This window comes from Streptomyces sp. 351MFTsu5.1, from assembly GCF_000383655.1.
In the GTDB taxonomy this organism is placed as follows: domain Bacteria; phylum Actinomycetota; class Actinomycetes; order Streptomycetales; family Streptomycetaceae; genus Streptomyces; species Streptomyces griseorubiginosus.
Window position 1 is genome coordinate 195162 of sequence record NZ_KB911790.1, and the last position, 26262, is coordinate 221423.

Below are 26262 nucleotides of genomic sequence, written 5' to 3' on the forward strand. Positions count from 1 at the left end.
CCCGCCGAAAAAGTTTTCGGCTCGCGGCAACCATTGCGGTGCCTGTGACCACAAGGAGTCGGATCCGGCCAGTTCCGGTGGTCCCGATCCGCTTTTCCTCCGTGAACGGTATGCAAGGAGAGCCCCTCCCCATGAAGAACCCCCCGCACGGCGAGCGCCGCGGGCGTCACCGCCGTCGCTGGACTGCCACCGCTGTGCTGCTCGGCGCGCCCCTCGCCGTCGTGCCGTATCTCCTGTTCGTGCAGGAGGACTCGCAGGCCGCGACGGTCGACGGCAATGCCTACTACGAGCTGGTCTCCGTGCGCAGCGGCAAGGTGCTGGACGTCAACGGCTTCTCCACCGCCGACGGCACCCGGATCCAGCAGTGGACCGACCAGCGCACCGCCAACCAGCAGTGGAAGCTGAAGCCCATGGGGGACGGCTACTACGAGCTGGTGAACCGCAACAGCGGCAAGGTCCTGGGCATAGAGGGCAATTCAACCGCTCGGGCGGCCACCGCCGAGCAGCAGACCGAAAACTCCTCCCCGTCGCAGCAGTGGCGGATCGACGACGTGAGCGGTTCCGACGCCGTCACCCTCACCTCCCGCAGGAGCGGCCAGGTGCTGGACGTCTCCGGAGGCTCCTCGGCCAACGGGGCGGTCGTCATCCAGTATCCCGGCCTGGGAAGCACCAACCAGCAGTGGAAGCTGGTGAAGATGGCCGACCCCTCGGCGGTTGGCACGGCCGGCACGGACGCCAAGCCCGCCTCCGGGCCGTATGTGTGGAAGAACGCGCCGGTGGCGGGCGGCGGTTACGTCACGGGTCTGGTGTTCAACCAGAAGGAGAAGGGCCTGCTGTACGCGCGTACCGACATGGGCGGCGCCTACCGCTGGGACACCGGGGCCGAGCAGTGGATCCCGCTGACCGACTGGGTCGGCGAGAAGGACTGGAACCTGCTGGGCATCGAGTCGCTGGCCACCGACCCGGTCGACCCGAACCGGCTCTACCTCGCCGCCGGCACCTACACCAACGACTGGGCCGGCAACGGCGCGCTCCTGCGCTCCACCGACCGCGGACGTACCTTCCAGCGCACCGACCTGCCGTTCAAGCTGGGCGGCAACGAGGACGCCCGCGGGGCGGGCGAGCGCCTGGTGATCGACCCCGCGAACCACGACAACCTGCTGCTGGGCACCCGCAAGAACGGCCTGTGGCGCAGCACCGACGCCGGTAAGACCTGGAACCAGGTCTCCTCGTTCCCGGTCAAGAACGGCGCGAGTTTCGGCACCGGCATCTCCTTCGTGACGTACGGCCCGGCCGGCAGCAACACGGTCTACGTCGGCGTCGCGGACAAGTCCACCAACCTGTACCGGTCCACCGACGGCGGCAACTCCTGGCAGGCCGTCTCCGGGCAGCCCACCGGGCAGGTGCCGCAGCACGGCGTGCTCTCCGGTGACGGCTCGCTCTACGTGTCGTACTCCAACAACACGGGCCCGAACAACGTGTCGGGCGGTTCGGTGTGGAAGTACGCCGGCGGGGCGTGGAAGAACATCTCGCCGTCGCAGGGCAACTACGGGTTCGCCGGTCTGGACGTCGACCCGCAGAAGCCGTCCACGGTGATGGTCACCACGCTGGACCGCTGGTGGCCGCAGGACGAGGTCTACCGCAGCACCGACGGCGGTGCGACCTGGAAGACCCAGTCCGACAGGTCCGTGCGCAGCGCCTCCATCGCCCCGTACCTCGGCACCGGCATCGGGCACTGGATGACCGCGCTGGCCATCGACCCGTTCGACTCCGGGCACGTGCTGTACGGCACCGGCAACGGCATCTGGGCCAGCAACGACGCCAACGCGACCGACAACGGCGGCACCAGCCACTGGTTCATCGGAGCCCGCGGGCTGGAGGAGACGGCGTACTACGACGCGGTCTCCCCGCCCGGCGCCGCCGCCCTCATCACCTCGCTGGGCGACCAGGGCGGCTTCGTGTACGACGACGTGACGAAGGAGCCCACCGGGCGGCTGACCAACCCGGAGATCTACAACAGCACCTCCGTCGACTTCGCCCAGTCCAACCCCTCGCTGGTGGTCCGGGTCGGCCGGGGCGGTGCGCAGGACGGCGCCCTCTCCACCGACGGCGGCCACACCTGGAACGGCTTCAAGGGCGAGCCGGTGCCCAGCGCGGACAGCGGCCACATCGCGATCGCGGCGGACGGCTCCAGCATCGTCTGGGCCGAGGCCGGCCAGGCCCCGTACCGCTCCACCGACCGGGGCGCGAGCTGGTCGAGGGTCAACGGCCTCGGCAACGACGCCGTGGTCGTCGCCGACCGGTCCTCGGCGGGCACCTTCTACTCGCTGAGCAACGGCACGCTCTACGCCAGCACCGACGGCGGTGCGACCTTCGGTGCCCGCGCCACGGGCCTGCCGAGCGGGAAGCTCAGCGCCGTCCCCGGTGTCGCGGGTGACCTGTGGCTCTCCGGCAGCGGCAAGGGACTGCTGCACTCCACCGACGGCGGCCGCACCTTCACCACGCTCAGCACGGTACAGTCCGCCTCCGCGCTCGGCTTCGGCAAGGCCGCACCGGGCACCTCCTACCAGGCGCTGTACCTGCTCGGCACCGTCAAGGACGTCACCGGAGTCTTCCGCTCCACCGACAAGGGCGCCACCTGGCTCCGCATCAACGACGACGCCCACCAGTGGGGCGCCATCGTCAGCATCGGCATCATCACCGGCGACCCCGACACCTACGGCCGCGTCTACATCGGCACCAACGGACGCGGTCTGCAGTACGGCGACCCGTCCTGATCCCGACACCCGGGCGGGCCGCAGGCACGACAGCCTGCGGCCCGCCCGGGCCGGGCCGGGCCGTGGATTCAAGGCCGTCAGCGAGTTGCTGTTCCGGCTCACCCGGCCCGTAGGACGTCGAGCGCGGTGAGTGCCACGTGGAGTTCCGTGCGGTGTTCGCCGGACTCCAGATCGCAGTCGAGTATCCGCTCGATGCTGCGCAGACGTTGGTAGACGGTCTCGCGGGACAGAGAGCCGGAGCGGGCTGCCAGGGTCTTGTTGCCTGCCGCGTCGAGGTAGTGGCGCAAGGTCGTCAGCAGGTCCGTTCCGTGGCGGGCGTCATGGTCGAGGAGCCGGCTGAGCCGACGCTCGGTGAAGTCCTGGATCCGGGTGTCCTCCCTGAGCGCGAAGAGCAGGCGGCGCAGGCCGATGTCGGACGGCTCGTGGTAGGAGCGTCCCGGCGGGAGCGGCCGGCCGGGCTCGGTGGCTTCGGCGACGCGGGTCGCCTCGCGGAAGGACCGGGCGACATCGAAGAGGTCCGCCGCCTCGCTGCCTGCGCTGACGCCGGCCCCCGGCGCCACCTCGCGCACGGTGCGGCTCAGGTGCTCGACCACGGATGGGCCGGGCCGGCCGGGGCGCAGGGGCAGCAGGATGCCGAGGCGCGTGGGGCCGAGGGCGCCGACGAGGGCGCCGACGAGGGCCTGTGTCCCCTGCTTCCTCAGCTCTTCGCAGAGGAGTGCCTCGCAGGTCGTCGCGTCGGTCTCCTGAGGGAGGTCCGCGAGTACGGCCACGAAGCCGCAGTCCTTGGCGGGCAGGCCCAGTGCGGCGACCCGGGCCTCGGCGTCCGCAGGGGAGTGGTGACGTTGTCCGACGAGGTCGCGCAGGAGATTGCGCTGTGCGGTGCGTTCCCAGGGCACGGGCTGGATGACACGGGCGATGGTGAGGGCCATCGCAGCTCTCTCCAGGACCGTCACGGCCGTCGGGCCGAACACCGAGGGGGTGGGCCGACCCGACGGGGCGGGCAGCATGACCACCCGGCCCCAGCTCTCGCCCTGGTACTCCACGGACGTCACGAGCCAGCCGTCCGGTCCGGACACGGCTGCGTGACCGGCGGGAGGTGTCGCTCGTGAGCGCCGTTCCCAGTCGCCGAGCGCTGCCTCGACCGTGTCCGCGGAGGGCGCGCAGATCAGTGCCTGGTGGGCCAGGTTCTCCAGTACGACGGTGTGGCCGCTCATCTCGGCGGCGGCACGGACGACCTCCTCGGGCACGGCGCCGCGCAGGGTGAGGGCGGTGAACGCCTCGTGAATGCGCTGGGTCCGGCGCATCTCCTCGGCCTGGTTGCCGAGGATGAGAGCGTGGACGACCTGGGTGACCTCAAGGAAGTTGACGTCCTTCGCCAGGGTCACGAGGGGGAGCCCGCGGGCCTCGCAGGCCTGGACCAGGGCGTCGGGCGGGCGGTGATATCGGCGGACCAATTCGATGACCAGGGCCGCCGCGCCGATGTCGGCGAGTTCGTTCACGTAACGGCGTACGCCGGCCGGCTCCTCGGGCAGGGGCATACCGGTGGTCAGTACGAGCTCGCCGCCCTTGAGGAAGGAGGCCGGGTCGGTCAGCTCGGTCATGTGGACCCAGCGGACGGGGCGGTCGAGCAGGTCTGCTCCGGTGAGGACCTGCGGCTGCCCGGCGGACAGGACGGGCAGGGCCAGAACGTCGGCGACGGTGAGCGGACGGCCGACGGTGGGGATGTCCGGGCCCGCCAAGGAGGGGCCAGGCCCGTCGGTGACGGACCTCGCGGCCGTGTGGTGTTTCTCGCGCATGGGACCTCCCTTGGTGCTCCGTCACCCTGACAAGCCTCGCTGACCTGCGCAAGAGCTCGGAAAGGGCCGCTGTGAGCAAGGTGAGCAGGGCGAGCAGGGCGCGCGGGGCAGCGCGAGCGGGGCATGGTGCCCGGGGCGGCTGACACAACGTCCAGATGCCGCGGCGCGGCCGGACAGTTCGGGCGTTGGCGTCAGCGGGGAACGTGGAGATGCTCGACCGGACCGGAGCCAGACCGACGACCCGCCGGGAGACGAACATGACTGCACTGTCGCCGCACCTTCGCCAGGCCACGCCCGTGGTGGCGGTCCGGGGAGAGGGCGTCCACCTCTACGGTGATGACGGCCGCCGCTACCTCGACTTCACCGCCGGCATCGGCGTGACCAGCACCGGGCACTGCCACCCCAAGGTCGTGGCGGCGGCGCAGGAGCAGGTGGGCACCCTCGTCCACGGCCAGTACACGACAGTCATGCACGAGCCCCTGCGGCGCCTTGTCGGCAAGCTGGGCGAGGTCCTGCCCGAGGGACTCGACAGCCTGTTCTTCACCAACTCCGGCAGCGAGGCGGTGGAGGCGGCGCTGCGGCTGGCCCGGCAGGCCACCGGCCGGCCGAACATCCTGGTCTGTCACGGCGGCTTCCACGGCCGTACGGTGGCCGCCGCCTCGATGACGACCTCCGGCACCCGCTTCCGGTCGGGTTTCTCCCCGTTGATGAGCGGTGTCGTCGTCACTCCCTTCCCCTCGGCCTTCCGCTACGGCTGGGACGAGGAGACCGCGACACGCTTCGCCCTGCAGGAGCTGGACTACACACTCCAGACGATCTCCTCACCCGCTGACACGGCCGCGGTCATCGTCGAGCCGGTGCTCGGCGAGGGCGGGTACGTGCCCGCGACCCGCGCCTTCATGGAGGGCCTGCGGGAGCGGGCCGACCGGCACGGCTTCCTGCTGATCCTCGACGAGGTGCAGACCGGAGTGGGCCGCACCGGCCGGTTCTGGGGACACGACCACTTCGGCGTCACACCCGACATCCTCGTCACCGCGAAGGGCCTGGCCAGCGGCTTCCCGCTGTCAGGAATCGCTGCCTCCGGCGAGCTGATGGCCAAGGCGTGGCCGGGATCGCAGGGCGGTACGTACGGCGCCAACGCCGTCGCCTGCGCCGCGGCCTGCGCCACCCTCGACGTCGTCCGCGACGAGAGGCTCGTCGAGAACGCCGAGGCGATGGGCAAGCGCCTGCGCCAGGGCCTGGAGGCGGTGGCCGACCGGACGCCCGGCATCGGCGACGTACGCGGCCTCGGGCTCATGCTCGCCACCGAGTTCGTCACCGAGGACGGCAGCCCGGACCCCGGGACCGCCGCCCGCGTGCAGCGTGCCGCCGTCGACCAGGGCCTGCTCCTGCTTCTGTGCGGCGCCTGGAACCAGGTCGTGCGGATGATCCCTGCCCTGGTGATCGACGAGACGGCGGTGGACCAGGGACTCCAGGCATGGGCGGCCGCGGTGGAGGCTGGTACATCGGGAGCGGCGCGGGGATAACAGACCCACCGCACAGGCCTCGACACCGCTCCCGGTCGTCGCTCGCTTCATCGAGGGGCAGAGTGTGCGTCATGGACATCCGGCAGCTGGAGTACTTCCTTGCGATCGTCGATCGTGGGGGGTTCAACCGTGCGGCCTCGGCTCTGTACGTGTCGCAGCCGTCGCTGTCGCAGGCCGTGCGGGCACTGGAGCGTGATCTCGGATCCGAGTTGTTCCATCGCATCGGGCGCAGGGCAGTGCTCACGGAGGCCGGAAGGGCCCTGATCGAGCCTGCACGCGAGGCCGTGCGGAGTCTGGAGACGGCGCGGGCGAGTGTCGCGGCCGTGCACGAGCTGCGCGAGGGGCGCCTGGACGTGGCATCCGTGCCGTCGCAGGCGGTGGAGCCGTTGACGAGTCTGGTGAGCGCGTTCAGCCGCCGCTATCCCGGCGTCTCCGTGGCCATCAAAGCGGCGTTCACCGCGCGTGACGTGATCGACATGGTGCGCACGGGTGCCGTGGAACTGGGCCTCTTGGCGTCCACCGGGCCGTTCTCCGACAAGGAGGTCGTCTCCCGTGCGCTGGGGCGGCAGCGCTTCGTTCTGATGGTCCCGGCCGACGGCCCGTTCGCCGGCCGGACGGCGGTGGGGTGCCAGGAACTCGCGGGACAGCGGCTGATCGTCGGGCAGCCGGGCACCGGGATGCGTGCCTACGTCGACGCGCTGCGGGACCAGGGCATCGAGTTCACCGTCGCCGCCGAGACCGAGCACCGGGTGTCGCTCATGCCCCTGGTCCTGGCCGGTGTCGGGCTCGCGGTGGTCATGGACTCCTGGCGGGACCTGGCCCGGCAGCTGGGCGCCCGCGTGCTGGACATCGAGCCGGAGAGCAGCCTGGACATCGCTCTCGTCAGCCGCCGCGGCAGCCTGTCGCCGGCGGCTGCCGCGTTCCTCGCGGCCGCCGTCCCGGCTGCGGGCAGCTGATAGGCGCCGCTTATCAGGGATATCCGCTTTGCGTCTTGGACGCCCCGCGGACCGCCTTGCTGCAATCGACGGCATGACGACGAACCACCGCATTGCCCTGATCCCCGGCGACGGCATCGGCGCCGAGGTACTGCCCCCAGCACAGCAGGTGCTCGACCTTCTCGGCCGCCGCCACGGCTTCAGCCTCTCCTACACGTCGTACGACTGGTCGTGCGAGCGGTACCTGCGGGAGGGCGCCATGATGCCCGCCGACGGTATCGACCAGCTGCGCGACAAGGACGCGATCCTGCTGGGCGCCGTCGGCTACCCGGGGGTCCCGGACCATGTCTCGCTGTGGGGCCTGCTGATCCCTATACGGCGCAGCTTCCGCCAGTACGTCAACCTCCGGCCCGTCCGTGTCTTCGCGGGCATCGACAGTCCGGTGCGCGGCGCGCGGCCGGGCGAGGTCGATCTCGTCGTGGTGCGGGAGAACGTCGAGGGCGAGTACAGCGAGATCGGCGGCCGGCTGAACCAGGGAACGGCCGAGGAACTGGCCGTCCAGGAGGCGGTGTTCACCCGGGCCGGGGTCACCCGTGTCGCCGACTACGCGTTCTCGCTCGCCGCCCGCCGCCGGGGGAGGCTCACCTCCGCAACCAAGTCCAACGGCATCATCCACACCATGCCGTTCTGGGACGAGCTGATCGCGGAGCGGGCCGCCGAACACCCCGGCGTCACCTGGGACCAGGAGCACATCGACGCGCTGGCGGCCAAGTTCGTCCTGAACCCGGCCCGCTTCGACGTCGTCGTCGCCTCCAACCTCTTCGGCGACATCCTCAGCGACCTGGCCGCCGCGGTCGCCGGATCGATCGGCGTCGCCCCGGCGGCCAACCTCAACCCCGGGGGCGAGTTCCCCTCGATGTTCGAGCCGGTACACGGCTCGGCGCCGGACATCGCGGGCCAGGGCATCGCCAACCCGCTGGGCGCGATCTGGTCCGCGGCCATGATGCTCGACCACCTCGGCCACCCGGCCGCGGCCAAGGACATCACGGACGCGATCGCGTCGGTCCTGGCCAAGACCGACACCCGCACCCGCGACCTGGGCGGAACCGCGACCACCGCCGAGTTCACCGACAGGCTGATCGAGCTCCTCTGAGCCGTCTCCCGGGGCCGTTGCGCGTCCCTGCCGGGCGAGGGGTCATGCGCCGGGTGGAGCCTCACCCGCGTCCAGAACCAGCACCGCGACGTGCAGGGACGTGCGCTCCAGGCCTGATTCCAGGTCGCAGCCGAGGAGCCGCTCGATGGTGTGCAGGCGCTGGTAGTAGGCCTGCCGGGACATGCCGGCGCGTTTCGCCGCGACCGACTTGTTCCCGGCGGCCGCCAGATAGGCGCGCAGTGCCGGGAGCAGATCGCCGTTGTTGCGGTTGTCGTGCTCGATGAGGCGGGTCAGCTGCCGCTCCGCGTACCGCTGCAGACGGGTGTCCTCCCGGAGGACGCCCAGCAACTCCGGCAGCCGGACGTCGGCGGGGACGTAGAACCACCGTTCCGGGGAGGCGGGCGTGACGGCTTCGGCCGTCTGTTCCGCCTCCTGCCACGACCGGGCGATCCCGCCGAGGTCGGTCACCCCGGGGCCGACGGCGACGACGGCCCGCGGCCCGAGCTCCTCCCGGGTCAGACGGCCTATCTGCTCGGCGACCGGCTGCCAGGCGCTCGCCTGCGCCAGAGCCATGAGCACCCCGATGCGGCCCGGGGCCGTCTCGCCGACCAGGGCGCGGACACCGGTGTTCGTCAGCGCCTTCGCGATCCGTTCGTCGAGGTGTTCCGCCTCGGTGCCGGTGTACGGGTGGCGGATGACCAGGGCGAAGAGGCGGTGCCCGAGGGTGGGCAGTCCCAGTGCCTCGGCGCGGGCGCGGGCGTCCGCGGGGGAGCGGAAACGCCGTTCGTACAGGTCCCGCAGTACGGAGCGGTGGGCCCGGCGCTCCCACCAGGCCTGCCCCGCCAGACGCGCCATGGTCAGCGCGACCGCCGCGCGCTCCAGCACCAGGACATGTTCCGGGTCGGGCTCGGGGCTCAGCCGGTCCTCCAGCAGGACCAGCCGTCCCCACGGGCCGTGGTGGTCCTGCACCGGCGCGATCAGCCACCCCTCCGGGCCGCTCGGCGTGAGCCTCTCCGGCGTCGGGGCGGCCCGCGACCGCCGCGACCAGGCCGACACCACCGGCTCGTACGGCCGGCCGAGCAGCTCGCACATCAGGACCCGGTGGGTGAGATCCTCCAGCACCACCGGGGCTCCGGTGAGCTCCGCGGTGGTGTGCACCAGTTCCTCGGGGCCCGCGCCCCGCAGCGTCAGGGCCGTGAAGATGTCCTGGATGTCCCGCCCGCGGCGCAGCAGGGCCCCCTGGGCGTCCAGGATGAGCGCGTGCACCGTCTGGGTGACGTCGACGAACCGGACGCCCCGGGCCAGTTCGACCAGCGGCACGTCACGGGCACGGCACGCCGCCACCAGCTCCTGGGGCACTTTCTGGTACCGGTAACCGAGCTCCACGACCAGGCCGGCCGCGCCGACGTCCGCGAGCTGGTCGACGTAGCCGCGCAGCTCGGAGGCGTCCTCCGGATGCGGCACGCCGGTCGTCAGGATCAGCTCGCCGCCCTCCAGGAAGTCCGCGGGGTTGAGCAGCTCGGTGACATGCACCCAGCGCACCGGGCTGTCCAGCCGTGCCTCGCCGGCCAGCACGCGAGGCATGCCCTCGGCGAGCACGGGCAGGCCCAGTACCTCCCTAAGGGTAGGGAAGTGCCCGTTTGCATGGTGTCTGGGCGGCATAGGGGGTCTTTCATCCGAGGGAACGGGGCTCACCTTCGCACCGGCCACTCATCGTGACAAGAGGCGGGCCGTCATTTGGGCAGTCCGGTCGTCCGCAGTGACAGACCGTCTCGAGAAGGCCCTGAAGCGGAACACAGTGTGGGTTGACCTGCGGGTTCCGCGGGGCGGAAAGTGAACGCCATCCCCAGCAGGATCCGAACTGCGAAGGTCCGCGCGGTATCCGCAGCGTGCTGGGGCGACTTCCACCCAGACCACACCATCGAGCGGAGCGATCTCATGCGCATTCCGAAGCGCGTCGCCGTGATCGGTGCCGGCAGCATGGGCAGCCAGGCCATGTGGCGACTGGCCGCCCGCGGAGCCGAGGTCATCGGCTACGACCGGTACGCACCGGGTCACGACCGCGGCGCGGCCGGGGGCGAGAGCCGCATCTACCGAGCCGCCCACCTCGGTGAGCCCGCGTACGTTCCGCTGCTGCGGCTGGCGGACCGGATGTGGGAGCAGCTCCAGGCGGAGACGGGCCGGTCCCTGCGACGCCGCAGCGGCAGCCTCGTGATGGGAGAGGCCGCCTCTCCGTCCATGCGCCTCCTCCTGTCCACCAGCGCCGCCCACGGGCTGGACCACGAGGTCCTGGACCGGGAGGAACTCGGCCGCCGCTACCCGCAGCACCGGCTCCCGGACGGACACACCGCTCTCCTCGACCGGCTGGGCGCCGTCATCAGGCCCGAGGCGTCGATCCAGGCCGCCGCCGCCCGTGCCGAACAGCTGGGCGCCCGGCTGCACCGCTACACCACGGTGCGCGAGGTCGTCCCCGCGGCGGGCGGCGGGGTGCGGATCGTCACCGACCTGGGCACGGACCACGTGGACGCCGCTGTGGTGACCGTGGGCCCCTGGATCAACACCCTGCTTCCCGACCTTCCCCGGACCGTGGACGTCCGCCGGGTGGTCTGTACCTGGCATCTGCCGACCCGTCACGACTGGTTCGCGGGCGGTGCCCCATCCTTCGTGCGCGCCGCACCCCACGACTGCTTCGGGATCCCATCGCCCGACGGCATCTCCGTCAAGCTCGGTCTCTCCTTCAAGTACCACGCGCCGGTGCCCGAGCCCGATCGGCTCGAACGCACCGTCCGCCCCGAGGAACTCGGTGTCTTCCGCGAGCTCATCGGTGAGCTCATGCCCGACCTGAACCCCGACCCCATCAGGACGTCGGCCTACATGGAGGGCTACACGGAGTCCGGAAACCCGCTCGTCGGTCATCTCCCCGGCGAGGACGACATCATCGTCATGGCCGGGTTCTCCGGCAGCGGTTTCAAGTTCTCGCCCGCGATGGGCGAGATCGCCGCCGACCTGGCGCTCGACGGCGCCACGCAGCACCCCGTCGACTTCCTCGCTCCGGCAGGAGCCGGCGCCGCCTGACCCCGGCGGTCGCCGATGTCGTCATCCCCCCTTCCGACGTTCCTGTCGTGAGCATGTCAATAAAGGTCGCGCCGGCCCCGACCGGTTCCCCGACGCAAGAAATTCCCCGACGCAAGAAAGCGGAGTACGTCCATGCCCATTCCCTCGTTCCAGTTCCGCCCGAAGTACGTCTCGTTCGACTGCTACGGGACGTTGATCGAGTGGCCGATGACCCCCATCACGCGTGAACTCGTCGGCGACCAGATCCCCGCCGAGCAGTGGGACCAGTTCGTCAAGGAGTTCCGCGGCTACCGCTACGACTCGGTCCTCGACAAGTACTACCCCTACGAGCAGACGCTGCAGGCCGCCTTCGAGGGCGTCTGCCGCAAGTGGGGCATCAAGGCGGTCCCGGACGCCGGCAAGCGGCTCGCCGACGGCGTGCGCAGCTGGGGCCCGCACGCGGACGTGCCCGCACCGCTGAAGAAGATGGGCGAGAACTACAAGCTGGTGATCCTCTCCAACGCCGACGACGCCGTCCTCGCCGAGAGCGTGCCCCGGCTCGGCGCCGACTTCCACGCCGTCTTCACCGCCGAGCAGGCCGGCTACTACAAGCCCCGCTACGCCGCGTTCGAGTACATGCTCGACCAGCTCGACGCGTCCCCCGAGGACTTCGTGCACGTCTCCTCGCACACCCGCTACGACCTGATGCCGATGCACGACATGGGCTTCCGCAACCTCGTCCTGCTGGACCGTGGCTGCGACCCGGTCACCCACGGCTACGACTACGTGACCGTCAAGTCCCTGGACGAGCTCAACCAGATGCTCGGCATCTGACGCGCACCCCCTGTACCCGCTGTCCCACCCCCGTCCCACCCCCGTACCCCCAGCGTTCCCCAGGAGGCACCGCCATGGAAAACACCAGGACAGGCCGCAGATCCGTACTCCGCACCGCAGGCGCCCGGGCTGCCGCCCTGCAGGTCAACAGGCATCTGAGCATCCCGATCGCCACCACCGCCCTGGCCCTCGCGCTCGCCGCGTGCGGAGCGACCGGCACGGCGGAGAACGCGGCGGCGAAGGGCACGACGCAGGGCGGGGGAGCCGGCGCGTCCGCCGAGCACACCGACGACATCTCGGTGGGCGTCAAGCCGGATGCGAACGCGGTGAAACTGCTGCCCGCGGCGGTCAAGGCCAAGGGCACGCTCTCGGTGGCCATGGACCTGTCGTACCCGCCCACCACGTTCATGGCATCGGACAACAAGACCCCGATCGGGTTCAACCCGGACATGTCCCGGCTGATCGCCGCCAAGCTCGGCCTGAAACTCCGGATCAACAACGTCAAGTTCGACACCATCATCACCGGACTGCAGGCCGACCGGTACGACTTCACCGCCTCCACCATGGGCGCCACCAGCGACCGGCTGAAGGTGCTCGACATGGTCGACTACGTCAACTCCGGGACCGGGGTGTCCGTCCCCTACGGCAACCCGCAGAAGCTGAGCACCCACACGCTGTGCGGGCACCGCGTCGCCGTCCCCTCCGGCAGCACCGCGGAGCTCCAGTGGCTGCCCCAGCTGTCCAAGCAGGACTGTACGAGCAAGGGCAAGCCGGCCATCAAGTCGGTGTCCCTGCCCAGCGTGAACGACGCGCTGACCCAGCTGGTCTCCAAGCGGATCGACGCCGTGATGTACGACTTCATCTCGCTCGAGTGGGCGGCCGCGCAGCAGCCGAAGACGTTCGACGTCCTCAAGCCCCTGGTGGCCACCAAGCCCGCGACCGTCGCGCTGAAGAAGGACTCGCCGCTGACCCCCGCGGTGAAGGCCGCCCTCCAGTCGATCATCGACGACCCCAAGTACACCCAGGCGCTGGGCCGCTGGGGTCTCAAGGACCTCGGCATCAAGACCGCGGCCATGGCCGTCCCTCAGGACTGACATGTCCACGGATCTGATCGGTACGAAGACCAGGAGCCGACCGATGTCACCACTGCGGGCCGAGGAAAAGAAGCGGATCACGCCGAAACGACCGCGCGACTACGTCGCCTGGGCCGTCGCGGTCGCGATCGTCGCCGGTCTGGTGTGCACCGCGGTGACGAACGAGAACTACCGCTGGCCGGTGGTGTTCAGCTACTTCACCACCGAGACCATCCTCAACGGCCTGCTGATCACGCTCCTGCTGACCGTGGCGAGCATGGGTCTGGGCACGCTGCTCGGGCTGGTGCTGGCGGTGATGCGCATGTCGCACCAGCGGCCCGTGTCCGGGCTCGCGCAGCTGTACATCACCTTCTTCCGCGGCACCCCGGTGCTCGTACAGCTGGTCTTCTGGTTCAACATCGCGGCGCTGTACCCGCACCTCTCGGTCGGCATCCCGTTCACCGACATCTCCACACCGGTGAACGTGAACGCGATCATGACGCCGATGACCGCGGCCGTCGTGGGGCTGACGCTCAACCAGGCCGCCTACATGTCCGAGATCATCCGCGGCGGGTTCGCCTCGGTCAGTCGCGGACAGCACGAGGCGGCGGAGTCCCTGGGCATGTCGGGATTCACCAAGCTCCGGCACGTGATCATCCCGCAGACCATGCCGGCGGTCATCCCGGCCACCGGCAACCAGGTGATCGGCATGCTCAAGGAGACCTCGCTGGTGAGCGTGCTCGGCGTCGCCGACCTGCTGAACAGCGCCCAGTCGATCTACGCCCGCAACTACCAGACGATCCCGCTGCTGATCGTGGCCAGTCTCTGGTACCTGATCATGACGCTGGTGCTGAGCGTGCCGCAGTCCATGATCGAGCGCCGGTTCTCCCGCTCGACCCGGGCACGGCTGACCCCGGCCGCCACGTCGGCCGAGCCGGGGGCGGCCCAGCCCGTTCCCACCACGAGGGAGTCCCTGCTGTGAACCCGGACGGAACGATCGTCGCACGCAAGCTGTGCAAGAGCTTCGGACGTCACCAGGTCCTGCGTGACATCGACCTGACCGTCGCGGCCGGGGAGATCTCCTGCATCATCGGGCCGAGCGGATCGGGCAAGTCGACCCTGCTGCGCTGCATCAACGGCCTGGAGACCGTCGACCGCGGAGTCCTGCGCGTCAACGGCGAGGACTTCGGCTACGTCGAGAAGGACGACGCCTACCACGCCGTCCGCCCGCAGCGGCTCGCCGAACAGCGCGCCCGCATCGGCATGGTGTTCCAGCAGTTCAACCTGTTCCCGAACATGACCGCCGAGAGCAACGTCATGTCCGGACCCGTACTGGTGCAGAAGAAGGACCGCGCCGCCTCCCGGGAACAGGCACAGGAACTGCTGGCCAGGGTCGGCCTCAAGGGCTGCGGCCACAAGTACCCCGCCCAGCTCTCCGGCGGCCAGCAGCAGCGCGTGGCCATCGCCCGCGCGCTGGCGATGGAACCCACCATCATGCTGTTCGACGAACCCACCAGCGCGCTGGATCCCGAGCGCGTGGGCGAAGTGCTCGCCGTCATGCGCGACCTCGCCGGCAACGGAATGACCATGCTGCTCGTCACCCACGAGATGGCCTTCGCCCGCGAGGTCGCCGACGAAGTCCTCTTCATGGACGAAGGCATCGCGGTCGAGCGCGGCGACGCCCGCGAAGTGCTGGCCAACCCACGCGAGAAGCGAACCCAGGCCTTCCTCGAAAGGGTCCTGTAGAAGCGGCTGGGACCGACGACGTCCGCACCCTGTTGGTCCCGGTCCGCAACGCCCTCCAGTCGGACGTCGATCCGACCGTCGCTGACATCGCCGTCGGCCGGGCCCCTGGTGCTGCCCGGCCGCGCCCCTTCGAAACTCCCCGCTAAGGACCCGACATGAAGACCATTCCCTACTGGATAGAGACCGCAGGGGCGTTTCCCGACCGATCCGGCAAGCCGCTGACCGAGGACACCGACCTGGTGGTCGTCGGCGCCGGCCTGACGGGTCTGTCCACCGCCCTGCACTCCGCCCGCAAGGGCGCCCGCGTCACCCTCGTCGAGAAGGGCCAGATCGGCTCCGGGGCCTCCGCCCGCAACGGCGGCATGGCCAACCTGGGCTTCACCATCGGCGTGGGCCAGGCCATCCGCCGCTACGGACTGGAGCGGGCCCGCGAGATCTACACCTCCTACGGAGAGGCCGTGGACACCGTCGAGCGGCTCGTGAACGAGGAGTCCATCGACTGCCAGTTCCGCCGCGTCGGACGCCTGGGCGTAGCCTCCCGCCCCGCCCACTTCGAAGCCAAGAAGGCCCAACAGCGCGCCCTGGCCAAGCACTTCGGACACGAGACCGAACTGATCGGCAAGGCCGAGCTGCGGTCCGAGATCGGCTCCGACATCTACCACGGCGGCCTCCTCGACCCGTTCAGTGCCGCCCTGCACGTCGGCCGCTTCGTGCGCGGTATGGCCGAGGCGTGCGAGCGCGCCGGTGTCGAGATCCACGAGCGCAACGCGGCCATCGGCATACGGCGTACCGCCGCCGGCCGGTTCGAGGTCAGCACCGAGCGCGGTGTCATCCGTGCCGGGCAGGTCATGATGGCCACCGACGCCTACACCGACAAGAACTTCCCCTGGCTGCGCCGCCAGCAGGTCTGCGTGGGCAGCTTCATCATCGTCACCGAGCCGCTCGGTGAGGAACTCGCCCGGGACATCATCCCCAAGGCCCGCCTCATCGTCGACTCCAACAAGGTCTGCCACTACTTCCGGCTCACCCCGGACAACCGGCTGCTGTTCGGCGGCCGCGCGCGCTTCGCCCCGTCCGACCCCACCTCGGACAAGAAGAGCGGGGCCGTCCTGTTCCGTGAGATGTGCGAGATCTTCCCCCAGCTCTCCCGCACCAGAATCGAGTACGTGTGGGGCGGCTCCGTCGGCTTCGCCATGGACCGCATCGTGCACGCCGGGCAGACCGAGGACGGCGTCCACTACTCCATGGGATACGCCGGCCACGGCGTGCAGATGGCCACCCACATGGGGCACGTCATGGCCGAGGTGCTGGACGGCCACCCCGAGGCCAACCCCGTGCGCGACATCGCCCCGCCCCGCATCCCCCTCTACAACGGCACCGCCTGGTTCCTGCCCTTCGCGGGCGCCTACTACAAGACGCTCGACCGCATTCGCTGACCGGTCGGCAGCCTCTCTACACCTACAAGGAGACCCACGATGACTGTCGTCCGTGATGTTCCCAAGCAGCTGTTCATCGGCGGCGACTGGCAGGACGCCGAGTCCGGCCGGACCCTGTCCGTCGACAACCCGGCCACCGGCGAGGAGCTGTGCCAGGTCGCCGACGCCTCACCCGCCGACGGCCGGCGTGCGGTCGAGGCGGCGGTCGCCGCGCAGGCCGCCTGGGCCGCCACCCCGCCGCGCGTGCGCAGCGAGATCCTGCGCCGCGCCTACGACATCATCATCGCGCGCACCGAGGACCTCGCGCTGCTGATGACCCTGGAGATGGGCAAGCCCCTGGCCGAGGCGCGTGCCGAAGTGGCGTACGGCGCGGAGTTCTTCCGCTGGTTCTCCGAGGAGGCCGTCCGTATCGACGGCGGCATGATGACCGCCCCCGACGGCAGGAACCGTCTGCTGGTCGCCCGCCAGCCCGTCGGCCCCTGCCTGCTCATCACCCCCTGGAACTTCCCCCTCGCGATGGGCACCCGCAAGATCGGCCCCGCCGTCGCCGCCGGCTGCACCATCGTCCTCAAACCCGCCCCCCAGACCCCCCTGACCAGCCTCGCCCTGGCGGAGATCCTCGCCGAAGCGGGCCTGCCGGCCGGGGTGCTGAACATCGTCACCACCACCGACGCCGCCGGCGTCGTCGAACCCCTCCTGCGCGGCGGGAAGATCCGCAAGCTCTCCTTCACCGGCTCCACCCAGGTCGGGCGGATCCTGCTGGCCCAGTGCGCCGACACTGTCATCCGCACCTCCATGGAACTGGGCGGCAACGCCCCCCTCGTCGTCTTCGACGACGCCGACCTCGACACCGCCGTCGAGGGCACCATGGTCGCCAAGATGCGCAACATGGGCGAGTCCTGCTGCGCGGCCAACCGCATCCTCGTCCAGAGCTCCGTCGCCGACGAGTTCGCCCAGCGCCTCACCGCCCGCATGGCCGCCCTCACCGTCGGGCCCGGCACCGAACCCGGCACCGATGTCGGCCCCCTCATCGACCTCGCCGGCCGCAGCAAGGCCCACGACCTGGTGCGGGACGCCCTCAAGCGCGGTGCCACCGCCCTGACCGGCGGTGAACTCCCCGAGGGACCGGGCTGCTTCTACCCGCCCACCGTCCTCACCGGCATCGCCCCCGACGCCGCGATCGTCGACAACGAGATCTTCGGCCCCGTCGCCGCGATCCGTACCTTCGAGACCGAGGACGAGGCCGTCACCGCCGCCAACGACACCGAGTTCGGCCTGGCCGCCTACCTGTTCACCCAGAACCTCGACCGTGCCCTGCGGGTCGCCGAACGCCTCGAGAGCGGCATGATCGGCATCAACACCGGACTGGTCTCCAACCCTGCCGCCCCCTTCGGCGGCGTCAAGCAGTCCGGCCTGGGCCGCGAGGGCGGACTCGTCGGCATCGACGAGTTCCTGGAGTACAAGTACATGGCCGTTCCCGTCGGAGCCTGACATGCGCGAGCGACTCGTCGTCCTCTACCGCGGCAACCGGCCCCCCGCCGCCGCACGCATCGAGAGCCTCGCCGACACCGTCTACGCCACGGAGGAGGAACTGCCGTACCTCCTCCCCGGCGCCGACGTCCTCATGGCCTGGGTGACCATCACCCCGGCCATCCGGGAGGCGTGGCCCGATGATCCGCAGAAGGCGCCCCGCTGGGTCCACGCGTCCTCCGCGGGCGTGGACTCCTTCCTGTTCCCCGCCCTGGTCGACGATCCGCACCTTGTCCTGACCAACGCCCGCGGCGTCTACGAGCAGCCGACCGCCGAGTACGTCCTGGGCCTGATCCTCGCCCTCGCCAAGGACTTCCCCGGCACATGGGAGCACCAGCGGCGCCGCGAGTGGCGTCCCCGCCCCAGTGACGGCATCACCGGACGCACCGTGCTGGTCTGGGGCACGGGGCCGATCGGCCGGGCCATCGCCCGGCTGCTCCGCGCTGTCGGGATGCGGGTGTCCGGCGCGGGCCGCGAGTCCCGCACGGACGACCCCGACTTCGGCACGGTCCACGGTGCGAAAACCCTGCGCCAGGCGCTGACGGAAGCGGACTACGTCGTCCTGGCCGCCCCCCTCACCCAGGGCACCCGGGGCATGGTCGACGCCTCCGTGCTCACCGCCATGAAGCCGGGGGCGCGGCTGGTCAACGTAGGCCGGGGCGGACTCGTCGACGAGGAGGCGCTGGTCGACCACCTCGCCGCCGGACGGCTCGCCGGCGCGGCCCTGGACGTGTTCGCCCAGGAACCGCTGCCTGCCGAGTCTCCCCTGTGGAACATGCCCGGCGTGATCGTCTCCCCGCACACGGCCGGCGAGACCACCAGCGAGCGGGAGGCGCTCATCGAGGTGTTCCTCGACAACTTCACCCGCCGCATCGAGGGCCGGCCGCTGCGCAACGTGGTCGACAAGCGGCGCGGATACGTGGTCGACGACCCGCGCCCGGCCTGAGGGCGAGCAGCATGGAGGGGACCGGGCGGCAGCCGCCCGGTCCCCTCCATGCTGCTTCGCTGCGCCCGGTCTATGAAACGGTCAGGTAGATCTTGCGCACGGTTTCGATCGTCTTCCAGACACCGACGTAGCCCGGCTTCATGACAAAGCTGTCGCCTGCCTTGTAGATCACCGGCTCGCCGCCTTCCGGCGTGAGTTCGACGACGCCGGAGAGGATGTGGCAGAACTCGAAGAGCTCGCCCTTGATCGAGTGCGTCTCGCCGGGCGTGGCTTCCCAGACGCCCGTCTTGACCGTTTCGCCGCGGGCGGCGTCCTGGGCCCAGGTCTTGTACGTCGGGTTGCCGGAGATCAGGCGTTCCGGCAGCGGGCCGGACTCCTGGGGCGCGAAGGAGGGGTCGGGATCGATGGTCTTCAGGAGCGACATTTCTTTTCCTCTACTGGATGTGGCGACGGGGGAAATCGGAAGCGGAGATCGGCATCGAGGCGTCCTGCGAGTATTTCCGGCGCCCCGCACGGAGCCCATGCGTGATCTGTCCGTCGCGGGCACGGTGTTCGGACGTTGTGTCAGGAGGGAGGCCGGAGCGCTGACGTGCTCATGCGCTCTCCCCTCGCCGGCTCCGGTGGTCGTGGAGCCAGCGGAGACCCTCGCTGGTGCCGGCACGGGGGCGGTACTCGCAGCCGATCCACCCGTCGAAGCCCAACTCGTCGACCACGTCGAACAGATGGCGGACGTTGAGCTCGCCCCGGTCGGGCTCACCCCGGTCGGGCACGCCCGCGATCTGCAGATGACCGACCCGGCCGGTGGGCAGGTCGCGGCGCAGGGTCGTGGTGAGGTCGCCCTCGACGATCTGGCAGTGGTAGAGGTCGAGCTGCACCTTGAGATGCGAGGCCCCCACCTCCTGCACGACGGCGTGCGCCTCGCCCTGGGTGCTCAGGAAGTACCCGGGCATGTCACGGCCGTTGATCGGCTCGATCAGGATGTCGACGCCGGCCGCGGCGGCCCGCCCCGCGGCCCAGGCCAGGTTGGCCAGGTAGGTGTCACGGTGCTCGGCCCGCTCGACGGGTGACGCGTCCGGCCGGACCAGCCCGGCCATCAGGTGCACCCGCGGACAGCCCAGCGCCGCCGCGTACTCCAGCGCCCGGTCCACCCCGGAACGCACCTCCGCCTCGCGTCCGGGCAGTGCCGCCATCCCGCGCTCTCCGGACTCCCACGCTCCGGGAGGGGCGTTGAGGAGCACCTGCTCCAGGCCGTGGTCGTCGAGCCGGCGGCGCAGCTCGGCGACGTCGTACGCGTAAGGGAAGAGGTACTCCACGGCCTCGAAACCGTCGGCCGAGGCCGCGGCGAAGCGGTCGAGGAAATCGTGCTCGGTGTACATCATGGACAGGTTCGCTGCGAACCTCGGCATGCTGGCTCCTGTGTTCCGGCCGGGGACGGCCCAGAGCAGTGGTCTGGTGGTCTGGAAGGCTCTGGCTGTGGCACGAACAGGTCAGCCCGCCTGCTCGTTCAGTACCCGCACCGCGTCCTCCGCTCCGCTGCGGGGGCTGGAGAGCACGGGCTTGCCGACGGCTTCGGCGATCGCGGGAGCCAGCCGTGCCATGGAGGCCTGGGCCAGCACGATCACGTCGACCTCGGTGGCCAGCGCCCGTGCCCCGTCCAGGACCATCGCGTCGTGGCGGTCGCGGTCACCGGACGTCAGCACCGAGAAGGCGCCCTCGCAGAGCCGTTCCTGGACGGTGATGTCGCGACCGGCCGCCCGGGCCTTCTCCTCGACGAGGGCACGGGTCGGCGGCAGCGTCGTGGGGACCGTGGCCAGGACGCCGACGGTGTCGGCGGTCTCGACCGCTGCCGCGGTCATCGCGTCGTCGATCTTGACGATCGGGACGGAGACCAGGCGTCGGGCCACGTCGATGGCCGGACCGACCGAGGAACAGGCGGAGAAGACGACATCGGCCCCCGCGGCCTCCGCGGCCTGGGCCAGGTGCACCATGCGCTGCGTGCTGGCGGGCGAGACCTCGCCGTCACGCACCACGGCAGCGAGCACGTCGCTGTCGACGAAGTGCAGGACCTTGGCGTCCGGCGCGAGTTCCGCGAGGTACTCGTTGATGACCGAGTCGGGGTCGATGAACAGCAGGCTGGTGTGCAGCACGGCTATCGAGGCAGGGGTGGACATGGTGTCTCCTACAGGGTGAGGTGGCGGGCCGCGGTCCAGGTCGGCGGAGCTGAGTTCAGGTCAGGCATCTCTCGCTTCGGCGTGAGGGCTCAGGCGGCTCATGACATCCAGAGCGGCGTCCCGGACCGCGTCGCGGCCGGCCGCCCACAGGGAGACGACGTCGGAGCCGGGCAACGCGGACGGGAGGGCCAGACGGGTGGCCTCCAGACAGGCGCGGCGCAGTTCGGCGTTGACGTTGACCTTGGCGACGCCTCGCGCGAGGGCGCCGTGCAGCTCGTCGAGGGGCAGACCGCTGGCGCCGTGCAGGACGAGCGGGACCGGTACGGCCTCGTGGATCGCGGCCAGCCGCTCCAGGTCCAGGCGGACCGGGTGCCTGGTGAAGCCGTGGACGTTGCCGACGGCGACGGCGAGCGCGTCCACGCCCGTCGCGGACACGAATGCGGCCGCCTGCCGCGGATCGGTCATCGCCGCGGCCTGCGCGACGGCGTCGGTGGAGACGTCCTCGTCGCCCGGCAGGGCACCGAGCTCGGCCTCCACCCAGGCACCGTGACTGCGGGCCCGGCGGACCGCCTCCTTCGTCAAGGCGATGTTCTCGGCGAACGGCAGGTGGGAGCCGTCGACCATGACAGAGGTGTAGCCCGCCTCCAGGCAGGCGGTGATCTCGTCCAGGTCCCGGCTGTGGTCGAGGTGCACCCCGAGAGGGGCCGTGGAGCGTGCGGCGGCGTCCAGCGCCAGCCACATCAGGGCCTCGCGCCCGGCGTGCTTGAAGGGACTGGCGCCCGCCTGGATGACGACCGGCCGTCCGGTGGCCTCGGCGGCGGCCGTGATGCCCTGGACCGTCTCCAGGTTGTAGGCGACGAACCCGGGCAGAGCGTGACCGGCGGCCGCGGCCTCCTTCAGGGCATCGGTTCCGTGCAGCAGCATCAGGCACTCCTGAGCAGGTCGAGGGCGTCGGCGAGGGCGTCGGCGCCCCCGACGTTCCCGGCGAAGACGATGTACGGGATGCCGGCGGCGGGGCCGTCCACGGGCTCCCAGAGCGAGACGATGCCCGGCAGCAGCGTGCCCCGGGCCCAGGCACGGCGGATCCGAAGACCCTCAGTGGCGGTGTCGCTGGAGGTGATCCCGCCCTTGGCGAGGACGAAAGCGGGCCGCCGCGAGGCGCTGACCTGGCGCACGGCCTGAACGAGCGCGGCGGAGACCCGGCGGGAGATCGCCAGACTGTCGTCCGCGTCGGCACCCGTCACCAGCACGCGCGAGGTACGGATCACGACGTCCGCCGAGTCCAGGGCGCCGGCGGCCGCGCTCGCGACCTCGGCGATGTGGGCGTCACGCCGCTCCTCGTCGAGCAGCCGGGCCACGTCGAGTTCGTACTCGGCGATCCCGCCTCGCTCCCGCAGCCGGTCCAACTGCCGTGTCGTCAGCGCGACATGGGACCCTACGGCGATCAGCCCGTGGGGTGCGTCGCCGCGCAGCGGCCGCAGTTCGGCGGGCGTGAGCGGTTCCCGCGCCGCCTGTCCGGCGCGGGCCCGCACGAAGGACGGCCCGACCCGGTACAGCAGCCGTGTGCCGTTCTCCTCCGCCTCCGCGAGTGCCAGGGCCAGCACCCGCAGATCGTCGTCGCACACCGCGTCGACCACGGCCGTACGTCCGCCGCGCAGCGAGGACAGCAACCGCGCCGTGTGTGCGGGGCCGCCGCCGCGCAGGTCGTCGAGGGTGACGCGCAGGACCTCGTCGGCGGGGATGCGTCCCTCCGTCCTCTCCTCGACCCACTCGGGCAGCGAGGAGTTGCGGTAGCCGAAGGTGGCGTCGCGGGCGAACTCGCTCTCGCCGACCGGGAGAAGCCCGTCGGCGGTCCCCATCCAGTGGCGGGAGCCGACGGTCAGCCGGCCCGCCTCGATGTAGGCGGGGACCACCACCACGCCGTCCGGAGCACCCGCGCCCAGCGCCGTCAGCTCCTCCGCGAGGACATCGGTCTCCAGCGGGAAGTGACCGCGCAGCGTGGAGTCCCCGCGGCTGGCCAGGACGTAGCCGGTGCCCTCGGCCGCCGACGCCGCGTGCAGGGCGCGGACGACCTCGCGGTTGCGGGCGGCCGCGTCCTCGGGGGACAGGCTGCGGGTGTTGGTGAGGACGAAGAGGACGGCGCTGTCCTGGCGCAGCGCCCAGCGCAGGTCGTCCACCGTCCAGGACGTCAGGACGGGCACGTCGGCGACCGTCTGGGTGCCGGTGGGATCGTCGTCGAGAACGACGAGACGGGGGCCGCCGGATATGCGGGCGGCCACTTCCGCGGCGCTCACCTCGTGGACCGGAGGCAGCCCTTCCAGCACCGCTGCCTCGGGGACGGGCCCCGTCCGGGCATGAAGGGGTGGGAGGGGTGGGGACATGGCGAATTCCTGCTCTGTTACGAGTGGTTGAGGGGGAACGTCAGCCGCGGTCGCGCCTGATCACGTCACGCCAGGAGTCCGGGGACGTGGGTGATGCGGAGGTCCCGGGTTCGTCGTAGGGCCGATTCCAGCAGCGGGCCGGGCAGCGCGTCCAAGACGCAATGTCGATGTGCCTTATAGGGGCGCGTTATAAGGCGGGACGCGATGCGACCGCGCGAGCTCGTCGGCAACTGCCCCCGCGTGAGAGTCGGTCAAGGAACGGCAAGGGGCGGCAAAGACGGTTGACATGCCCCGCCCTCCGGTGATTATCTGCCGCAGAAGATTTTGAAACTTCAATTTAGTCTGCGTTACGCGCATGAGACGTTTGGAGCGCACCATGCCCCCCCTTGCCCCCACCACCCCCGCCCGCCGGACCGTCGTCGCCCTCCTCGCCGCCGGCGCGGTCCTGGGCGCGGCCGCCGTACCCGCCGTGGCGGCCCCGCACGGCCCGGCCGCCGGCCACGCGGCGTACGGTCATGGCGGTTACGGCGGCTACGGCGACGCCGCCCGCCTCAGCCGCCAGAAGGCCATCGCCGTCACCGTCACCAAGAGGGTGTTCGAACACGGTGACACCGCGGTCGTCGACCGCTACGTACGGCCGGACTACATCCAGCACAACCCGACCGCGGCCGACGGGGCGGCGGGCCTCAAGGCCCTGGCCACCTCGATCCACCAGCAGTTCCCCGACGCCCGCTACAACGTCAAGCGGGTCATCGCCCAGGGCGACCTCGTGATGCTCCACTCCAACGTGGTGCTGGTCCCGGGCACCAAGGGCGCGGCGGTCATCGACATCTTCCGCTTCCAGGGCGGCAAGATCGCCGAGCACTGGGACGTGATCCAGAACGTGCCGGACACCACGGCCAGCGGCAACGACATGTTCTCCACGCTGAGTTCACCGCAGGTCTCGCAGCCCCTGGACCACCGGCTCACCAAGGCCAACGAGGCGCTGGTCGTCAAGGCCTTCGACGAGCTCATCGTCCACAAGGACCTGACCGCCCTCGACCGCTACTGGGACCCCGGCTACCTCCAACACAACACGCAGATGGAGAGCGGTGTGCCCGCCGCGAAGGCCGGCCTCGGCGCCTACTTCGCCTCGGCACCGCAGCTGACGGTGACCCCGAAGCGGGTCATCGCCGAGGGCGACCTGGTGGCCATCCACAGCGACTACGTCAACTACCCCGGGGACCGGGGCACGGCGATCCTGGACCTGTTCCGGGTGCGGAACGGCAAGATCGTCGAGCACTGGGATGTCATCCAGAACGTCCCGGAGACCTCCGCCAACGGCAACGGCATGTTCTAGAGGCCGGGGCCGGCCGTCGGCCCGCCCCGCCCGTCGGCCGCCTCCCGGGCGCCGCTGACCTGGTGGGCCGACGTCTCGGGGCGGGGGTCGGGTGCGCAGCACCCGGCCCTGACGGCCGCCGTAGGCCGAGCGGGGCTCAGGGTGGAGGCGTCCGAAGCCCGCGATGGCGATCCGGATCCAGGGCAGGGCCTTACGCGTTCGCGTCGCGGAGCGTGCGCAGGATGCGCTCCAGGTGGCGACGGTCCTCGGCCGAGAGTGGTCCGGCGAGGTGGTTGCGCAGGTGCGAGACGTGGGCGGTCAGTGCGGTGTCGAGTGCCTGACCGCCCTTGTCGGTCAGGACGGCGAGGGCGGCTCGACGGTCGGCGGGATCGGGGTCGCGGCGGATGAGTCCTTCCTTTTCCATGCGGTCCGCGAGCCGGGTGAAGCCGCCCGAGCTGAACGACACGGCCTCTGCCAGGTCCGTCATGCGGAGCTGGTGGCCGGGGGTGCGGCCCAGTCGCAGCAGCACTTCGAACCAGGTGTGCGGTATGTCGAGATCGCGGTTCACCAGCGGCTTGATACGGCTGTGGGCCTCCACGAAGAGCCCGAAGAGTGTCACGTCGTCATCGTTCAGCAGTTGTTCATTCACTCCTCAAGGATGACAGATAGACGTGAGGGGAAGAAGCTGCTGTTGTAAACTCTGCCGCAGCAGATATATTGTCTGCATCGGCAGATACTTTGATCGCGTCTCGTCCACCCCGCAGATGTGGAGTCCGCCCCATGGGAAAGCGCGTCCTGGCCGCCTTCGGCGTCGCAGCTCCCCTGGCCGCCACCTCCGCGACCGCCGTTCCAAGCCGCCGTCAAGCGGGGGTACTTGAGCGGACTGCCGTCCAGATTCGCGTGGGAGCGGACAAGCGCGCTCGCACGGACGTCGCCCCACTCGTCGGCCACGAGCGCGTCTTCGCTCAGGCCCCCCTGAAGGCGTACGGCCTCGGCCGCTTCCCGAACGACCGCGCCGCCCTCCGCCGTGACAAGAACCGCATCGGCCGTGACAAGGACCGCCTCCGCCTCCGCCTCGGCGATGCACGCGGCGCCGACTCGTCCGACCCCACGCCCTCAGCCTCCCCCGGTTCACGCCGTACACCTCGCCGCGAGGCGATTTCCCCGACCATCACCCTTCACCCGAGGAAGCACGCATGAGCACTCTCTCCTTCAAGGTTCTCGACCTGGACTTCCCGGCCGGCAGCAAGAACAAGACGGCCACCCTCGTCACCGGTGAGAACGAAGCACTGCTGGTGGACGCCGCCTTCACCCGCGCCGACGGCCACCGCCTGGTCGCCGAGATCCTCGACTCCGGCAAGACGCTGACCACCGTCTTCGTCTCCCACGGCGACCCCGACTTCTACTTCGGCGCCGAAGTCATCGCCGACGCCTTCCCCGAGGCCACGTTCGTCGCCACCCCCATCGTCATCGAGCACATCGCCCACTCCTACGAGGGCAAGCTCAAGGCCTGGGCAGCACTCGGCCCCAACCTCCCCACCCGCCTGGTCACCCTGCAGCCGCTGACCGGCGACCTCACCCTGGAG

General features: G+C 70.6%; 22 protein-coding genes. 14 read left to right on the plus strand and 8 right to left on the minus strand.

The window, feature by feature from the left end:
* Positions 1-131 precede the first annotated feature (131 nt).
* Entirely contained in the window at positions 132-2777 is a 2646-nt protein-coding gene (locus H295_RS0131040; protein WP_020139239.1) for an RICIN domain-containing protein, read from the plus strand.
* Between the two features lie 98 nt (positions 2778-2875).
* Here the strand turns inward: H295_RS0131040 and H295_RS0131045 are convergent, their stop codons facing one another.
* Positions 2876-4573 carry a PucR family transcriptional regulator gene (locus H295_RS0131045; protein WP_020139240.1) on the minus strand — a complete coding sequence of 566 codons (1698 nt, stop codon included), beginning with the start codon at positions 4571-4573 and terminating at the stop codon, positions 2876-2878.
* A gap of 257 nt (positions 4574-4830) precedes the next feature.
* On the opposite strand from H295_RS0131045, the gene H295_RS0131050 reads away from it, so the two are divergent.
* From H295_RS0131050 to H295_RS0131060, 3 genes are all read left to right on the plus strand, one after another.
* Positions 4831-6099 (plus strand): aspartate aminotransferase family protein, encoded by a 1269-nt coding sequence (locus H295_RS0131050; RefSeq protein ID WP_028809910.1) that lies wholly within the window; start codon positions 4831-4833, stop codon positions 6097-6099.
* Positions 6100-6170: 71 nt separating this feature from the next.
* Positions 6171-7055: a LysR family transcriptional regulator gene (locus H295_RS0131055; RefSeq protein WP_020139242.1), complete on the plus strand. Its 885-nt coding sequence runs from the start codon at positions 6171-6173 to the stop codon at positions 7053-7055.
* Between the two features lie 73 nt (positions 7056-7128).
* Complete coding sequence (locus tag H295_RS0131060; RefSeq protein WP_020139243.1) at positions 7129-8187, plus strand: tartrate dehydrogenase; 1059 nt, start codon at positions 7129-7131, stop codon at positions 8185-8187.
* 42 nt (positions 8188-8229) lie between these two features.
* On the opposite strand, the gene H295_RS0131065 is transcribed toward H295_RS0131060, so the two are convergent.
* Positions 8230-9849 carry a PucR family transcriptional regulator gene (locus tag H295_RS0131065; RefSeq protein ID WP_078616800.1) on the minus strand — a complete coding sequence of 540 codons (1620 nt, stop codon included), beginning with the start codon at positions 9847-9849 and terminating at the stop codon, positions 8230-8232.
* 276 nt (positions 9850-10125) lie between these two features.
* Between H295_RS0131065 and solA the strand changes: the two genes are divergently transcribed.
* The 8 genes from solA (at position 10126) to H295_RS0131105 (ending at position 18806) form a co-directional block, all read left to right on the plus strand.
* Complete coding sequence (gene solA, locus H295_RS0131070) at positions 10126-11262, plus strand: N-methyl-L-tryptophan oxidase (RefSeq protein WP_020139245.1); 1137 nt, start codon at positions 10126-10128, stop codon at positions 11260-11262.
* 132 nt (positions 11263-11394) lie between these two features.
* Positions 11395-12075, plus strand: coding sequence for a haloacid dehalogenase type II (locus tag H295_RS0131075; RefSeq protein WP_020139246.1), 681 nt, complete (start codon positions 11395-11397; stop codon positions 12073-12075).
* Between the two features lie 74 nt (positions 12076-12149).
* Positions 12150-13169, plus strand: coding sequence for an ABC transporter substrate-binding protein (locus H295_RS0131080; RefSeq protein ID WP_020139247.1), 1020 nt, complete (start codon positions 12150-12152; stop codon positions 13167-13169).
* A 43-nt stretch (positions 13170-13212) separates the two neighbouring features.
* Positions 13213-14130 (plus strand): amino acid ABC transporter permease, encoded by a 918-nt coding sequence (locus H295_RS0131085; RefSeq protein ID WP_020139248.1) that lies wholly within the window; start codon positions 13213-13215, stop codon positions 14128-14130.
* The gene (locus H295_RS0131090; RefSeq protein WP_020139249.1) at positions 14127-14894 is read left to right on the plus strand and encodes an amino acid ABC transporter ATP-binding protein; all 768 of its coding nucleotides are present in this window, start codon (positions 14127-14129) and stop codon (positions 14892-14894) included. The genes H295_RS0131085 and H295_RS0131090 overlap by 4 nt, the downstream gene beginning before the upstream one ends.
* 155 nt (positions 14895-15049) lie before the next feature.
* Positions 15050-16330 carry an NAD(P)/FAD-dependent oxidoreductase gene (locus tag H295_RS0131095; protein ID WP_020139250.1) on the plus strand — a complete coding sequence of 427 codons (1281 nt, stop codon included), beginning with the start codon at positions 15050-15052 and terminating at the stop codon, positions 16328-16330.
* Positions 16331-16369: 39 nt separating this feature from the next.
* Positions 16370-17821, plus strand: coding sequence for an NAD-dependent succinate-semialdehyde dehydrogenase (locus H295_RS0131100; RefSeq protein ID WP_020139251.1), 1452 nt, complete (start codon positions 16370-16372; stop codon positions 17819-17821).
* 1 nt (position 17822) lies between these two features.
* Positions 17823-18806, plus strand: a complete 984-nt coding sequence (locus tag H295_RS0131105) for a D-2-hydroxyacid dehydrogenase (protein WP_020139252.1) — start codon at positions 17823-17825, stop codon at positions 18804-18806.
* 70 nt (positions 18807-18876) lie between these two features.
* Here the strand turns inward: H295_RS0131105 and H295_RS0131110 are convergent, their stop codons facing one another.
* From H295_RS0131110 to H295_RS0131130, 5 genes are all read right to left on the minus strand, one after another.
* The gene (locus H295_RS0131110; protein WP_020139253.1) at positions 18877-19230 is read right to left on the minus strand and encodes a cupin domain-containing protein; all 354 of its coding nucleotides are present in this window, start codon (positions 19228-19230) and stop codon (positions 18877-18879) included.
* Between the two features lie 169 nt (positions 19231-19399).
* Entirely contained in the window at positions 19400-20212 is an 813-nt protein-coding gene (gene otnI / locus H295_RS0131115) for a 2-oxo-tetronate isomerase (RefSeq protein WP_020139254.1), read from the minus strand.
* 81 nt (positions 20213-20293) lie between these two features.
* Positions 20294-20977, minus strand: coding sequence for an aspartate/glutamate racemase family protein (locus H295_RS0131120; RefSeq protein WP_020139255.1), 684 nt, complete (start codon positions 20975-20977; stop codon positions 20294-20296).
* A gap of 60 nt (positions 20978-21037) precedes the next feature.
* The gene (locus H295_RS0131125; protein WP_020139256.1) at positions 21038-21901 is read right to left on the minus strand and encodes a class II fructose-bisphosphate aldolase; all 864 of its coding nucleotides are present in this window, start codon (positions 21899-21901) and stop codon (positions 21038-21040) included.
* Positions 21901-23358, minus strand: coding sequence for a four-carbon acid sugar kinase family protein (locus tag H295_RS0131130; protein ID WP_234021711.1), 1458 nt, complete (start codon positions 23356-23358; stop codon positions 21901-21903). The genes H295_RS0131125 and H295_RS0131130 overlap by 1 nt, the downstream gene beginning before the upstream one ends.
* A gap of 376 nt (positions 23359-23734) precedes the next feature.
* Between H295_RS0131130 and H295_RS0131135 the strand changes: the two genes are divergently transcribed.
* Positions 23735-24697, plus strand: a complete 963-nt coding sequence (locus tag H295_RS0131135) for an ester cyclase (protein ID WP_043218248.1) — start codon at positions 23735-23737, stop codon at positions 24695-24697.
* A 190-nt stretch (positions 24698-24887) separates the two neighbouring features.
* Here H295_RS0131135 and H295_RS0131140 read toward each other — a convergent pair whose 3' ends face one another.
* Positions 24888-25295 carry a MarR family winged helix-turn-helix transcriptional regulator gene (locus tag H295_RS0131140; protein WP_234021712.1) on the minus strand — a complete coding sequence of 136 codons (408 nt, stop codon included), beginning with the start codon at positions 25293-25295 and terminating at the stop codon, positions 24888-24890.
* 577 nt (positions 25296-25872) lie between these two features.
* Here H295_RS0131140 and H295_RS0131150 point away from each other — a divergent pair.
* Positions 25873-26262: MBL fold metallo-hydrolase (locus H295_RS0131150; protein WP_020139261.1), on the plus strand; the 390-nt coding region annotated here is incomplete at its 3' end.